Source organism: Streptomyces sp. NPDC002602, from assembly GCF_042889445.1.
Classification (GTDB): domain Bacteria; phylum Actinomycetota; class Actinomycetes; order Streptomycetales; family Streptomycetaceae; genus Streptomyces.
In genome coordinates this window covers 43,393-58,285 of record NZ_JBIAQX010000007.1, presented here as the reverse complement: position 1 = coordinate 58,285, position 14,893 = coordinate 43,393, and the positions used below count along the sequence as shown (strand labels likewise).

Annotated in this window: 10 protein-coding genes; all 10 read left to right on the top strand. The window is 72.4% G+C overall.

Annotated elements, in window-relative coordinates:
- The first annotated feature begins 30 nt into the window (after nucleotides 1–30).
- Nucleotides 31–2,370 carry an ATP/GTP-binding protein gene (locus ACFYW3_RS20370; RefSeq protein WP_389386933.1) on the top strand — a complete coding sequence of 780 codons (2,340 nt, stop codon included), beginning with the start codon at nucleotides 31–33 and terminating at the stop codon, nucleotides 2,368–2,370.
- A gap of 171 nt (nucleotides 2,371–2,541) precedes the next feature.
- Nucleotides 2,542–4,122, top strand: a complete 1,581-nt coding sequence (locus tag ACFYW3_RS20365; RefSeq protein ID WP_351754163.1) for a PucR family transcriptional regulator — start codon at nucleotides 2,542–2,544, stop codon at nucleotides 4,120–4,122.
- Nucleotides 4,123–4,292: 170 nt separating this feature from the next.
- On the top strand, nucleotides 4,293–5,738 hold the full coding sequence (locus ACFYW3_RS20360; protein ID WP_351754160.1) for an aldehyde dehydrogenase family protein: 1,446 nt from the start codon (nucleotides 4,293–4,295) through the stop codon (nucleotides 5,736–5,738).
- 184 nt (nucleotides 5,739–5,922) lie between these two features.
- A complete protein-coding gene (locus ACFYW3_RS20355; protein ID WP_389386932.1) occupies nucleotides 5,923–7,875 on the top strand; it encodes an acyl-CoA dehydrogenase family protein in 1,953 nt (650 codons plus the stop codon).
- Nucleotides 7,876–7,988: 113 nt separating this feature from the next.
- A complete protein-coding gene (locus tag ACFYW3_RS20350) occupies nucleotides 7,989–9,251 on the top strand; it encodes a hypothetical protein (protein ID WP_389386931.1) in 1,263 nt (420 codons plus the stop codon).
- A gap of 20 nt (nucleotides 9,252–9,271) precedes the next feature.
- Nucleotides 9,272–10,525, top strand: coding sequence for a 1-deoxy-D-xylulose-5-phosphate reductoisomerase (gene dxr, locus ACFYW3_RS20345; RefSeq protein ID WP_351754152.1), 1,254 nt, complete (start codon nucleotides 9,272–9,274; stop codon nucleotides 10,523–10,525).
- Entirely contained in the window at nucleotides 10,522–11,823 is a 1,302-nt protein-coding gene (locus tag ACFYW3_RS20340) for a site-2 protease family protein (RefSeq protein WP_351754149.1), read from the top strand. The genes dxr and ACFYW3_RS20340 overlap by 4 nt, the downstream gene beginning before the upstream one ends.
- Nucleotides 11,824–12,030: 207 nt before the next feature.
- The gene (gene ispG, locus ACFYW3_RS20335; protein ID WP_351754146.1) at nucleotides 12,031–13,188 is read left to right on the top strand and encodes a flavodoxin-dependent (E)-4-hydroxy-3-methylbut-2-enyl-diphosphate synthase; all 1,158 of its coding nucleotides are present in this window, start codon (nucleotides 12,031–12,033) and stop codon (nucleotides 13,186–13,188) included.
- Between the two features lie 147 nt (nucleotides 13,189–13,335).
- Nucleotides 13,336–14,181, top strand: a complete 846-nt coding sequence (locus ACFYW3_RS20330) for a GNAT family N-acetyltransferase (RefSeq protein WP_351754144.1) — start codon at nucleotides 13,336–13,338, stop codon at nucleotides 14,179–14,181.
- A 134-nt stretch (nucleotides 14,182–14,315) separates the two neighbouring features.
- On the top strand, nucleotides 14,316–14,888 hold the full coding sequence (locus ACFYW3_RS20325) for a GNAT family N-acetyltransferase (protein ID WP_351754141.1): 573 nt from the start codon (nucleotides 14,316–14,318) through the stop codon (nucleotides 14,886–14,888).
- Nucleotides 14,889–14,893: the final 5 nt, after the last annotated feature.

Sequence of the window (14,893 nt, the reverse complement as noted above, 5' to 3'; positions counted from 1 at the left end):
CGCAGTGAACGGGCAGGGGGCAAGGGGTTCATGAACACCGACGGTGCGTACGAGGGGCAGTCGGTCCGCGCGGACCACGTGCCGAGACCGGCGGGCCCGCCGGGAGTCCCCCCGAAGCCGACACACGCGCCGGGGGCGGGGGCCGGGCACGGCGCGGCCGGCGTCCCGCTGGCGGACTGGGCGCGCACGCCACGCCCGAAGGCCGAGCCGGGAGTCTGGCGCTTCGGATACCGGCCGCGGGAGGGGGCGGAGGCCGAGCCGGCCTCGGACCGGTCGCTGCTCAGTGGGGCCGTCATCTCCTTCCTTGCCTGCGTGCTGCTCTGGTCCCTGCTGAGCAACGGGTACATCCCCTATGCGACCGTGCCGGTGAAGCTCTTCACGCCTCGTGATTGGTGGGAGCTGGGCGGCGCTGCCAAGGACGGCCGGGGCGTCGCTGCCGAGCAGGTCTACCTGCTCCTGCTGACCGGCGCACTCGTCGTGTGGTTCAAGCGACTCGGTTCCTGGGCTCTCGCCTTCGATCGGCTCGTCGCGACCCGAGGCCCGCAGGCGCGCAGAGCGGGCATTGCCGCAGTTGCCTTGTTCGTGATGATGCTCATCTGGACCGAGACCGTGCCCGTCGAGGGATTGGCTTTCGGGCATCTGCCTCATGGGATGGGTGCGCAGTGGACCCTGATCGTCGCGGTCCTGCTCTACCTCCTCATCTATGGGTCCGTCATCGTGTTCTTCGTCCGCCTGGCTCGTAGGCCCACGATGGCCGACACGTCCCAGATGCTGCGGGAGGCCACTGCCGCCACCCCCGACGACCCCGTCGCCTTCAACGAGCTGCGTGGCGCCGGGCTCGGGGAGGTGGCCGATCGGCTGGGCGGGGAGATCGGGGCCGGGCGGATGAACGACGTGGACTACGCCCGGATCCGCCGCGCCTGGGAGTCCGTGCGCGTCGATCCTTCGCGCGCGCGGGCCTTCGCCGCCGCCGTTCGGGACCACGGCGCGGGGGCCTGTGCGCACCCCTCCGGGGCGCGGGACCTGCCCGTGCGGGCCGCGCGGCACGATCTGCTGACCCGGCAGGTGCTGCTCGGCACGGTGGAGGACGGGGAGCGCAATCCCTGGGCTCGGCGCGGGACCGCCCTCGCCCTCGATCCCGAGGTGCTCGGCACCTCGCTGGTGGCGGTCGGGCCCTCCGGCTCCGGCAAGACCCGCCACCTGGTCCGCCCCGTGGTGGAGGCTCTGGCGCTCCAGGCGCTGGCCGGGCAGGCAGCCGTCATCGCCGTCGGCTCGGCGGGTGCCCGGCTCGGTCCGGACTCGGCGTACGACATCGTGGTCCGGATCGGCGATCCGGAGTCCGTCCACGACCTCGACCTGTACGGAGGTACCACCGACCCCGACGAGGCGGCCGGTCTGCTCGCCGAGGCCTTCGTAGGGGACGTCCCCGGGGCCGACGTGCGGCGCGCCGCGACGGCCCTCGCCCAGTTGCTCGGGCCGTTCCACACGGCCCACGGGCGTTTCCCCTCCGTGCCGGAGCTGCGCGACCTCCTCGACCCCGTCGGTGACGCGCTGGACGCGCTGCGCCGGGACCTGGACAGCGCCGGGCAGCCCGCGATGCTGCGCGAGCTCGACGCCCGCGGCCGGCAGAACGGGGCCCCGGGCGACCCCGCTCCGGCGCTCGCCGACCGGCTGGCCCTGCTGGACCGGCCCGCCTTCCACGGGTTCTTCGACACCTCCGGGCAGAGCCGGCCGTTCTCGGTACGGGCGATGGAGCATCCCATCCGGGTCCGGGTGGACCTTCCCGAGCGGGGGCACGCGGGCGCGTCGCGGATGTTGGCACGGCTGCTGCTCGCCCAGTTCAACGCCTCCGTCGCGGCCCGTGCGGACCGCTCGCTCTTCGCGTTCCTGGCCTTCGACGACGCCTCGCACACCCTGACCCCGGAGACCGTGCGCGGCGTGCAGCGGCTGAGGTCGGCGAACGCGGGAGTGCTGTTGACGTTGCGCACCCTCGACGACGTGCCGGACGGGTTGCGGACCCCGTTGCTGGGCGCGGTGGGCTGTCGGATGGCCTTCTCCGGGGTCACCACCTGGGACGGGAAGCGGTTCGCCGAGGCCTGGGGCACGGAGTGGGTGGAGACGCGTGACGTCACCCACCGGACGGTCTTCGCCGACCAGCCCCTGACCCGGGCCATCCACGCCTTCCGGAAGCTGGTCACGGGCAAGGCCGTGACCACGGACGCGGTGACCGTGCGGCAGGTGGAGCGCGAGCGCTGGTCGGCGTCCGACCTGGCGCACGCCGTGCCGCCGGACCACGCCGTGCTGTCGCTGACCTCGGTCCGGGGGGAGCGGGCCGCGCCCCTGCTGGTCAGGCTGGCCGGATCGAGCTGAGCGGACCCGTACGAGGTGGCAGAATCGAGGGGAGTCGTTCATACGCCACGGCGAAATACCCTTCGCCCGACCCGGTGAACTGCTCCCTGCCCGACACGGCGAACCCACCCCCTGCTCCGTGTCCCGGCCTCCTCGCCGCCCCACTCCTCCGTCTAAGGCCCCTGGTATCCGATGCCGCTCACCCTCGCCTCGCTCGTCCAGCACTCGGCGCTCAAGCTCAGCGTCCGGGCGGGGGAGGGCCGCCTCGACACGCCCGTGCGCTGGGCCCACGTCAGCGAGCTCGCCGACCCCGTCCCCTATATGGAGGGCGGCGAACTGCTGCTGATCACCGCGATGAAACTGGACGCCGAGGACCCCGAGGAGATGCGGCGGTACGTACGGAGGCTCGCGGCCTCCGGCGTCGTCGGCATCGGCTTCGCGATCGGCGTCAACTACGAGGCGATCCCCCAGGCGCTGGTCGAGGCGGCCGCGGCGGAGGACCTGCCGCTGCTTGAGGTGCCGCGCCGCACCCCGTTCCTCGCCATCAGCAAGGCCGTCTCGGCGGCCCTCGCGGCCGACCAGTACCGGGCCGTGACGGCCGGTTTCGAGGCGCAGCGGGAGCTGACCCGCGCCGCCCTGTCGGCCGACGGCCCCGCCGAACTCCTGACGAAGCTGGCGGCGCACGTGCACGGCTGGGCCGCGCTGTACGACACCTCGGGCGCGGTGGTCGCGGCGGCTCCCGACTGGGCGGCCCGCCGGGCGGCCCGGCTGACCCCGGACGTGGAGCGGCTGCGGGAACGGCCGGCGCCCGCGAGCGCCGTGGTGGGTGGCTCCGACGACCGCGTCGAACTCCAGTCGCTGGGCACCGGGCGACGGGCGCGGGGCGCGCTCGCGGTGGGCACCGGCGCCCCGCTGGGCACGGCGGAGCGGTACGCCGTGCACTCGGCGGTGGCCCTGCTGACGCTCACCACCGAGCGGTCCCGGTCCCTGCACGACGCGGAGTCCCGGCTGGGGGCCGCCGTGCTGCGGATGCTGATCGTCGGCGAGGCGGAGCGCGCGCTGGCCGTCGCCGGGGATCTGTACGGGGCGCTCCTGGAGTCCCCGTTCCGGATCGTGGTGGCCGAGCCGGCCCTGACGGGGACGGCCCAACCGGAGGGTCTCGCCCAACTGGCCGACGCGGTGGAGTCGGCGGCGGCCCGTACCGGCGAGGCGCTGCTGGTGGTGCCCGAGGAGGGGCGGCTGGTGGTCCTGGCGGCCGAGGCCGGTTCCGCGGTACGGGCGTGCGCGGAACACGCGGAGCTGCTGGAGGCGCGGCGCGGCCGGGACACGACCGGGCCGGAGCCGGACGAACTGGTGATCGGGCTGTCGGGAACGGCCGGAGCCGCCGGCGTGGCGGCGGCCTTCAAGCAGGCGGACCAGGCACTCGCCGTGGCTCGACGGCGCGGCCGGGCGATGGTGGAGCACGAGGACCTGGCGGCGGGGTCGGTCCTGCCGCTGCTGGCCGACGACGCGGTGCGGGCCTTCGCGGACGGCACGCTGCGGGCCCTGCGGGAACACGACGCGAAGGGTCGCGGCGACCTGGTGGCCTCGCTCCAGGCCTGGCTCTCCCGGCACGGCCAGTGGGACGCGGCGGCGGTGGACCTGGGCGTGCACCGGCACACGCTGCGGTACCGGATGAAGCGGGTGGAGGAGATCCTGGGCCGCTCCCTGGACGATCCGGACGTCCGGATGGAACTCTGGCTCGCCCTCAAGGCCGCCTCGACCGTCTCCTAGGCCGTCTCGTCGAAGTGGCGCCCGGCCCGCGCGAGCGGCCCCGACACTGCCAAAGCGGCGCGGGTCGGCCCGCGGGTACTCCATGCCGGATAAACAACGAATCCTCCGCGGAGTCCTACGGTGGTGGGGACAAGGACCCCACCGCACAACTCCGAAGGGCCGGGATTCGCATGACTTCCACCCACGCCTTCTGGCTCGCCGGTCGCCTGGCCACCGGCGAGGACAGCTTCGACGTCCACTCCCCGTGGGACGGTCGCCTGGTCGGCTCCGTCAGCGTGCCGACCGACGCGCAGGTCGAAGAGGCCGTGGCCGCGGCGCACGCCGTGACGGCGGAGTTCTCCGCGACCCCCGCCCACGTACGGGCCGCCGCCCTGGACCACGTGTCCAAGCGGCTCGCCGAGCGCACCGAGGAGATCGCCCAGCTGATCTCCGCCGAGAACGGCAAGCCCATCAAGTGGGCCCGCGGTGAGGTCGGCCGTGCGGTGTCCGTGTTCCGTTTCGCCGCCGAAGAGGCCCGCCGCTTCAACGGGGGAGAGGCCCAGCGCCTCGACACCGACGCCGGTGGCGTCGGCCGGCTCGCGCTGACCCGCCGCTTCGTCAAGGGTCCCGTGCTCGGCATCGCGCCGTTCAACTTCCCGCTGAACCTGTGCGCCCACAAGGTGGCCCCCGCCATCGCCGTCGGCGCGCCGATCATCCTGAAGCCGGCCCCGGCCACCCCGCTCTCCGGCCTGATCCTCGGCGAGCTGCTCGCCGAGACGGACCTGCCGGTCGGCTCCTGGTCCGTCCTGCCCGTGGCGAACGACAAGATGCCCGCCCTGGTCAAGGACGAGCGCCTGCCCGTCATCTCCTTCACCGGCTCCGACACGGTCGGCTACGCCATCCAGCAGTCGGTGCCCCACAAGCACTGCACCCTGGAGCTCGGCGGCAACGCCGCCGCCGTCGTCCTCGCCGACTGGTCCTCCGAGGCCGACATCGACTGGGCCGCGACCCGTATCGCGACCTTCTCGAACTACCAGGCCGGCCAGTCCTGCATCTCGGTGCAGCGCGTGATCGCCGACGTCTCCGTGTACGACCGCCTCGTCGAGAAGGTCGTCGCCAAGGTCCGTGCCCAGGTCACCGGTGACCCGTCCGACTCCGCCACCGACGTCGGCCCCCTTGTCTCCGAGGACGCCGCCAAGCGCGTCGAGTCCTGGGTGGACGAGGCCGTCGCCGCCGGCGCCAAGCTGCTCACCGGCGGCAAGCGCGAGGGTGCCTCGTACGAGCCCACCGTCGTCGCGGAGCTGCCGGCCGGTGTCACGCTCGCCGTCGAGGAGGTCTTCGGGCCGGTCCTCACGCTGCAGAAGGTCGACGGGGTCGACGAGGCCTTCGCCGCCGTCAACGACTCGAAGTTCGGTCTGCAGACCGGCGTGTTCACCCGCGACATCCAGGTCGCGTTCCGCGCGCACCGCGAGCTGGAGGTCGGCGGCGTGATCGTCGGCGACGCGCCGTCCTACCGCGCCGACCAGATGCCGTACGGCGGCGTCAAGCAGTCCGGTGTCGGTCGCGAGGGCGTCCGCTACGCCATGGACGACTACACGTACGAGCGGGTCCTGGTCCTCACCGGCCTGGACATCTGAGCGCACTCGTACGGCCATGAGCCGACGGCCGGAGCCCACTGTGCGGGGGCTCCGGCCGTCTCCTTTTCGCCCACCCGGCCGGACGCCCCTTTTCAGGGCGCACGAAACGGGTACCACTCACCAGGTAGCACCGACCGGTATCCGGAAAGTCAACCGACTTCGGCGGCGAGGTGAGTCCCCTCTCATGTCCGCAACACAGCCCAGCGGCACTCAGCCCAAGGTGACCGAGCGCGAGGCACGGCAGGTCGCGGAAGCGGCCCGGGAACAGGACTGGCGCAAGCCCAGCTTCGCGAAGGAGCTCTTCCTCGGGCGGTTCCGGCTCGACCTGATCCACCCCCATCCGCTGCCCGCCGACGAGGACGTCCGGCGCGGCGAGGCCTTCCTGGCCCGGCTGCGGCAGTTCTGCGAGACCGAGATCGACGGGGCCCGCATCGAACGCGAGGCGAGGATCCCCGACGAGACCGTGCGCGGACTGAAGGACCTCGGCGCACTCGGGATGAAGATCGACCCCAAGTACGGGGGCCTCGGCCTCACCCAGGTGTACTACAACAAGGCGCTCGCCCTCGTCGGTTCGGTGAGCCCCGCCATCGGAGCCCTGCTCTCCGCCCACCAGTCGATCGGCGTCCCCCAGCCGCTCAAGATGTTCGGCACCCGGGAGCAGAAGGACACCTACCTGCCCCGCTGCGCCACCACCGCCATCAGCGCCTTCCTGCTCACCGAGCCCGACGTGGGTTCCGACCCGGCCCGCCTGGCCACCACGGCGGTACCGGACGAGAGCGGCGACGAATACCTCCTCGACGGGGTGAAGCTCTGGACCACCAACGGGGTGGTCGCCGACCTGCTCGTCGTCATGGCCCGGGTACCGAAGAGCGAGAACCACCGGGGCGGGATCACCGCCTTCGTGGTCGAGGCGGACTCGCCCGGCATCACCGTCGAGCACCGCAACGCCTTCATGGGTCTGCGCGGTCTGGAGAACGGCGTCACCCGCTTCCACCAGGTGCGGGTCCCCGCGGCCCAGCGGATCGGCGCCGAGGGCGCCGGTCTGAAGATCGCGCTCACCACGCTGAACACCGGACGCCTCTCGCTGCCCGCCATGTGCGTCGGCGCCGGCAAGTGGTGTCTGAAGATCGCGCGCGAGTGGTCGGGCGTGCGCGAGCAGTGGGGCCGGCCGGTCGCCCGGCACGAGGCGGTCGGCGCCAAGATCGCCTTCATCGCCGCCACCACCTTCGCCCTGGAGGCCGTGGTCGACCTCGCCTCCCAGATGGCCGACGAGGACCGCAACGACATCCGCATCGAGGCCGCCCTCGCGAAGCTCTACGGCTCCGAGATGGCCTGCCTGATGGCAGACGAGTTGGTCCAGATCCGCGGCGGCCGCGGCTTCGAGACCGCCGAGTCGCTGGCCGCCCGCGGCGAGCGGGCCGTCCCCGCCGAACAGATGCTCCGCGACCTGCGCATCAACCGGATCTTCGAGGGCTCCACCGAGATCATGCACCTGCTCATCGCCCGGGAGGCGGTGGACGCCCACCTGTCGGTGGCCGGCGACCTCATCGACCCCGAGAAGGCCCTCGGCGACAAGGCCAAGGCAGGCGCCCGAGCCGCCGGGTTCTACGCCCGCTGGCTGCCCAGACTCGCCACCGGGGCCGGCCAGGTGCCGGGCACCTACCGGGAGTTCCACCCCGACGGCCACCCCGACCTCGCCACCCACCTGCGCTACGTCGAGCGGACCTCCCGCAAACTCGCCCGATCGACGTTCTACGCCATGTCCCGCTGGCAGGGGCGGATGGAGACGAAGCAGGGCTTCCTCGGCCGGATCGTGGACATCGGCGCCGAACTCTTCGCGATGAGCGCGGCCTGTGTGCGGGCCGAGCACCTGCGCGCCGACGGCGACCACGGCCGCGAGGCCTACCAACTCGCCGACGCCTTCTGCCGACAGTCCCGGATCCGCGTCGAGGAACTCTTCGGGCGGCTCTGGTCCAACACCGACGACCTGGACGGCAAGGTCGTCGCCGGGGTGCTGTCCGGCACCTACACCTGGTTGGAGGAGGGCATCCTCGACCCCTCGGGCGACGGCCCGTGGATCGCCGACGCCACCCCGGGCCCGTCCACCCGCGAAAACGTCCACCGTCCGCTGCGCTGACCTGCGAGGATCATGGCGGGCCGGGACACGACGAGTGATCCGGGCGACCGGCCCGCGCGCACAGGACGAGTACGAGTACCGGCACGAGCACGAGGCGGGCGGGAACGATGGCGATGGCCGAGGAAGACCGTCACAGCCGACGGCTGGCCTGGTGCGTGGCGCACCTGCTGCGCCACGCACCGGACTCCGTCACCGCCGACCTGACGGGTCGGCTGGAGGACACCACCCGCAAGTACCTGCTCCGCGACGAGTACCTGCCCGCCTCCCTCGTCACGCTCGTGCTGCGGCACGGCAGCGACGAGGACCGGCGGACCGTCGCCCGCAACCCGCGCGTGTTCGGGCGCCCGCTGCCGGGCCTGCCCGGACCCGCGCGGTACGCGGCCCGCCCCGCGCCCGGCCCGGAACTCCTCGCCGCCCTCGGCATCGGCCCCGGCCCGCTGGACACCGATCAACTGGTCGGGCTGCTGCGCGCGCACGGCGCCCGCCCCCGGCTCCCGCTCACCCTGCTGCGGCTGCCGCACACCCTCGACCCCGAACTGCTGCGCGCCCGGCACGCCCGCGATCCGTTGCCGCCCGGCGCGATCGAGGCGCTGCTCCTGGTCGGCGACCTGCCCCTGGACGTGTCCGTCGCGCTGCTCCGCGGCGCGCCGGGGGAGACGTTGGGGCGCCGTTGGTACCGCCCCGCCGTACGGGCCGTCCGGATGGGGCTCCTGACCTGCGACGAGCTGGTCTCCCGCGTGGCTCCCGCCGGGCGGACCCTGCTCCTGGCGAACCTGCCGGCCGGCCCGGGTGGGCTGCGCTGGAACGTGCCCGAACAGGCCGAGGTCCGGTCTGCCGTGCGCCGGGTGCTGCGACCCACCCTGGGGGACGACCCGCGCTGGTGGCCGATCCTGAGCCGGCGGGCGGTCGGCTTCGGCGGCACGCTGCCCGAACTGGTCGAGGTGGTGGCCGCGCGGGAGACACCATCGGCCGGCGTCCTCACCGGCCCCGAACCGGTCGGCGGGGTGGAACGCGAACTGGCCCTGGTCAGCCTGGCCGTGCCGATGGAGCAGGTCAGCGAGGACATTCGCTGGGTCCGTGACTGCCTGGACCGCGGCCTGCTCACCGGGGCCGACGTGATCCGCCACAAGGTGCCCGCCTGCTGGGCCCTGGACGAGGACCACTGGCTCGGCGACATCGATCACCCCGACCGCCACGACCGTCCCGAGGCCGTCCACTCGGCCCGCGCGGAGGCCGACCGGCTGTTCGCCGAGGCCCTCGGCGCGGACGCGGACGCCTGGTGGCGGGCCGCCCGCGCGCTCCCCGACTTCGCCGGGACGCTGCCGGAGCTGTTGGCCGGTGTGATTCAAGGGGACTCCGTGTCCAACCGCACCTGAGTTGCGGCAACAATGGGAGCATGAGCGACAGCCCAGCCCCCCTCGCCGATCCGCACCTCCTCTTCGATCCCGCGGTCGGCCGCCGGGACATCGTCATCCTCGGGTCGACCGGGTCCATCGGGACCCAGGCCATCGACCTCGCCCTGCGCAACCCGGACCGCTTCCGCGTGACCGCGCTGTCCGCCGCCGGCGGGCGCGTCGCGCTGCTGGCCGAGCAGGCCCGGCTGCTGCGGGTCGACGTGGTCGCGGTGGCCGACGAGGATGCCGTACCGGCCCTGAAAGAGGCGCTGAGCGCCCAGTACGGCGGCGCCGAGCCGCTGCCGGAGATCCTGGCCGGCCCCGACGCGGCGAGCGAACTGGCCGCCTCCGCGTGCCACACCGTGCTCAACGGCATCACCGGCTCCATCGGCCTCGCGCCCACCCTCGCCGCCCTGCGGGCCGGCCGGACCCTGGCCCTGGCCAACAAGGAGTCGCTGATCGTCGGCGGTCCCCTGGTCAAGGCGCTGGCGAAGCCCGGTCAGATCATCCCGGTGGACTCCGAGCACGCGGCGCTGTTCCAGGCGCTCGCCGCCGGTACCCGGGCCGACGTGCGCAAGCTCGTGGTCACCGCCTCCGGCGGTCCCTTCCGCGGCCGCACCCGCGCCGAGCTGGCCCACGTCACCGTCCAGGACGCGCTGGCGCACCCCACCTGGGCCATGGGCCCGGTCATCACGATCAACTCGGCGACCCTGGTCAACAAGGGGCTGGAGGTCATCGAGGCGCACCTGCTCTACGACATCCCCTTCGACCGCATCGAGGTCGTCGTCCACCCGCAGTCCCACGTCCACTCGATGGTCGAGTTCACGGACGGCTCCACCCTGGCGCAGGCCACCCCGCCGGACATGCGCGGCCCGATCGCGATCGGCCTCGGCTGGCCCGAGCGGATCCCCGACGCGGCCCCGGCGTTCGACTGGACCAAGGCGTCGAGCTGGGAGTTCTTCCCGCTGGACACCGAGGCCTTCCCGTCGGTGGGACTGGCCCGCCACGTGGGCGCCCTGGGCGGTACCGCCCCGGCCGTGTTCAATGCGGCGAACGAGGAGTGCGTGGACGCCTTCCTGGCCGGTCGGCTGCCGTTCACAGCAATCATGGATACGGTCTCCGCTGTGGTCGATGAGCACGGAACGCCGGAGGCGGGAACTTCCCTGACCGTCCGGGACGTCCTTGAAGCGGAGACCTGGGCCAGGGCCCGGGCACGGGAGATGGCGGCACGCGCCGCCGTGGAGGCGAGCGCATGACGATACTGCTGACCTTGATCGGTGTGGTCGTCTTCGTGGTCGGCCTGCTGGTCTCCATCGCCTGGCACGAACTCGGCCACCTCTCCACGGCCAAGATGTTCGGCATCCGCGTGCCCCAGTACATGGTCGGCTTCGGCAGGACCGTCTGGTCGCGGAAGAAGGGCGACACGGAGTACGGGATCAAGGCCATCCCGATGGGCGGCTACATCCGCATGATCGGGATGTTCCCGCCCGGCGAGGACGGCAAGGTCACCGCCCGCTCGACGTCGCCCTTCCGCTCGATGATCGAGGACGCGCGCTCCGCGGCGTACGAGGAGCTCCAGCCCGGCGACGAGACGCGGCTGTTCTACACGCGCAAGCCGTGGAAGCGCGTGATCGTGATGTTCGCCGGGCCGTTCATGAACCTCGTCCTGGCCGTGGCGATCTTCCTGGCCACGCTGATGACCTTCGGCGTGAACACCCAGACCACCGTGGTCAGCAGCGTGTCCGACTGCGTCCTGCAGCAGAGCGAGAAGCGCGACAAGTGCGCCGCCGGCGACCCGGTGGCCCCCGCCAAGGCCGCCGGCCTGCTGCAGGGGGACAAGATCGTCGCGTTCAACGGTCGGAAGGTCGCCGACTGGTCGGCGCTCCAGAAGGACATCCGCGCCACCGTGGGCCCGGCCACCGTCACCGTGGAGCGCGCGGGCCGACTGGTCGACCTGAAGCCCACCCTGATCGAGAACACGGTCGCCAAGACCGACGGTCGCGGCGAGTACGTCAAGGACCAGTACGTCACCGCGGGCTTCCTCGGCTTCGCCCCGGCCAGCGGGTACGTGGAGCAGTCCTTCCCGCAGGCCGCCTCCCGCATGGGCGACATGATGGAGTCCGGGGTCGAGTCCCTGGTCGCGCTGCCGTCCAAGATCCCGGCCCTGTGGAACTCCGTCTTCAACGGCGCCGAGCGCGACGTGAACGGCCCGATGGGCATCGTGGGCGCCGCCCGGGTCAGCGGCGAGATCTTCACCCTGGACCTGCCGCCCACCCACATCCTGGTGATCTTCCTGAACCTGGTGGCGGGCTTCAACCTCTCGCTGTTCCTGTTCAACATGCTGCCCCTGCTGCCGCTCGACGGCGGCCACATCGCGGGCGCGCTGTGGGAGTCGGTGCGACGCAACGTGGCCCGTGTCTTCCGCCGGCCGGACCCCGGTCCGTTCGACGTGGCGCGGCTGATGCCACTGGCCTACGTGGTCGCCGGAGTCTTCGTCTGCTTCACCCTGCTGGTGCTCGTGGCGGACGTGGTGAACCCGATCAAGATCACCTGACGCGTCCGGTCCGATCTCCGGATCGACCGCTCATGCGAAAGTCGTACGACCATGCGTAGGGGGCCGGGCACACATCGTGCCCGGCCCCTTCGCGTTCGGGTGGCACACCCCCGGCGATGCGAGGGTCCCGCACGGATTGGCGTAATCTCGAAGCCTGGAGCCCGCCGATCTCGGGACCTTGATCCACACCTTGGGGTTGCACAGCAGATGACTGCCATCTCTCTCGGAATGCCGTCCGTGCCGACGAAGCTCGCCGTCCGACGGGTCAGTCGCAAGATCCAGGTCGGTTCCGTGGCCGTCGGTGGAGACGCGCCGATCTCGGTGCAGTCGATGACCACGACCCGCACCTCCGACATCGGCGCCACCCTCCAGCAGATCGCCGAGCTCACCGCCTCCGGCTGCAACATCGTCCGTGTCGCCTGCCCGACGCAGGACGACGCCGACGCGCTCGCCGTGATCGCCAAGAAGTCGCAGATCCCGGTGATCGCCGACATCCACTTCCAGCCGAAGTACGTGTTCGCCGCGATCGACGCCGGCTGCGCCGCCGTCCGCGTCAACCCCGGCAACATCAAGCAGTTCGACGACAAGGTCAAGGAGATCGCGCACGCGGCCAAGGCCGCGGGCACCCCGATCCGGATCGGCGTCAACGCGGGCTCCCTCGATGCCCGGCTGCTCAAGAAGTACGGCAAGGCCACCCCCGAGGCGCTCGTCGAGTCCGCGCTGTGGGAGGCCTCCCTCTTCGAGGAGCACGGCTTCGGCGACATCAAGATCTCGGTCAAGCACAACGACCCGGTCGTCATGGTCAACGCCTACCGCCAGCTCGCCGCCGCCTGCGACTACCCGCTGCACCTCGGCGTCACCGAGGCCGGCCCCGCCTTCCAGGGCACCATCAAGTCCGCCGTCGCCTTCGGCGCCCTGCTCTCCGAGGGCATCGGCGACACCATCCGCGTCTCCCTCTCCGCACCGCCGGTCGAGGAGATCAAGGTCGGCAACCAGATCCTGGAATCGCTGAACCTCAAGCCCCGCCGCCTGGAGATCGTCTCCTGCCCGTCCTGCGGGCGGGCCCAGGTCGACGTCTACAAGCTGGCCGAAGAGGTCACGGCGGGCCTGGAGGGCATGGAGGTCCCGCTGCGCGTCGCGGTCATGGGCTGCGTCGTCAACGGCCCCGGCGAGGCCCGCGAGGCCGACCTGGGCGTCGCCTCCGGCAACGGCAAGGGCCAGATCTTCGTGAAGGGCGAGGTCATCAAGACCGTCCCCGAGTCGAAGATCGTGGAGACCCTCATCGAAGAGGCACTGAAGATCGCCGAGCAGATGGAGAAGGACGGCATCGCGTCCGGCGAGCCCACCGTCGCCATCGGCGTCTGAGCGTCCCCGCCGACACCACTGAGGCCCCGGCCCGTTCCCGCAGCTCGCGGGCGGCGTCGGGGCTTTTTCGTGACCCGTGGGACCAGGCATCCTCATGCGACGCCGGGTACAGTTCGGGGATCAGCAGACTTGCATGGTGAGGCCCCAGTGTTGACGCAGACCACCACCCGGGTCCTTGAGCCCAGTGATCTCGACGCCGCGCTCGCGGTCCTGGGACGCGACCCCGTCGAGAACGCCTTCGTCACCTCGCGCGTCCAGGTCGCCGGGCTCGACCCGTGGCGCCTCGGCGGCGAGATGTGGGGCTGGTACACCGACGGCGCGCTCCAGGCCCTCTGCTACGCGGGAGCCAACCTGGTCCCCGTCTGCGCCGGACCCGACGCCGTACGCGCCTTCGCCGACCGCGCCCGCCGCACCGGCCGCCGCTGCTCCTCCATCGTCGGCCCGGCCGAGGCCACCCGGCTGCTGTGGCAGCTCCTGGAGCCCAGTTGGGGCCCCGCCCGGGACATCCGCTCCCGCCAACCCCTCATGGTCATCGAACAGCCCTCGACCGAGGTCCGCGCGGATCCCCTGGTCCGCCGGATCCGCAAGGACGAACTGGACCTGATCATGCCCGCCTGCGTGGCGATGTTCACCGAGGAGGTCGGCATCTCCCCGCTCGCCGGGGACGGCGGCCTGCTCTACCAGGCCCGGGTCGCCGAACTCGTCGGCTCCGGCCGCTCCTTCGCCCGCGTCGAGGACGGCAAGGTCGTCTTCAAGGCGGAGATCGGCGCCGCCACCCCCCGCGCCTGCCAGATCCAGGGCGTCTGGGTCGACCCCGAGTTCCGCGGCCGGGGGCACTCCGAGACCGGCATGGCCGCCGTCGTCGAGTACGCGCTGCGCGACGTGGCCCCGGTGGTCAGCCTCTACGTCAACGACTTCAACACCGCCGCCCGGGCCTCCTACCGCCGCGTGGGCTTCCGCGAGGTCGGCGCGTTCATGAGCGTGCTCTTCTGACCCGGCCCGCCCCCCGGCCGGCACGCGCGGACCCGTCCGTTCGCGCGGCACCCGGCCCGTCGGCGCCGCCGGAGCGGGCCGCCGGCCGAGAGGGCCACGTATCCCTCGCCGGTACCCCCGAGTAAGGTCACGGCATGCTGCCTACCTCCGAGGGCGACGACCCCGACCGGCCCGCCGGACTCCGCATCGCCGCCCTCGACCTCGCCGCCCGCGTGGACGAGGCCCTGCGCGTGCAGGCCGTCGCGTTCGGGCTCAGCGACGACGAGGTCGGCATCCGGCGCTACATCGTCCAGCGCCACATGGACTGCCGGGGCGCCCGCGCCCTGGGGGCGTTCACCGAGGACGGCGCGCTCGCCGGATTCGTGTACGGCATGCCCAACGACCGCGACCACTGGTGGTCCACCGTCGTCGAACCCCACCTGCGCGCCGGCGGTCACGACGGCTGGCTCGACCACTCCTTCGTCATCACCGAACTCCACGTGCACCCCGGCTTCCAGGGCCGGGGCGTCGGCCGCGCCCTGATCACGCGGATCACCGACACCGCCGCCGAGCCCCGCTCGATCCTGTCCGCCATCGACACCGAGAGCCCCGCCCGCGGCCTCTACCGCGCCCTCGGCTACACGGACCTCGCCCGCCGGGTGCACTTCCCCAGCGCGAGCCTGCCGTACGCCGTCATGGGCGCCCCGCTGCCCCTGCGCCGGCGCTGAATTCG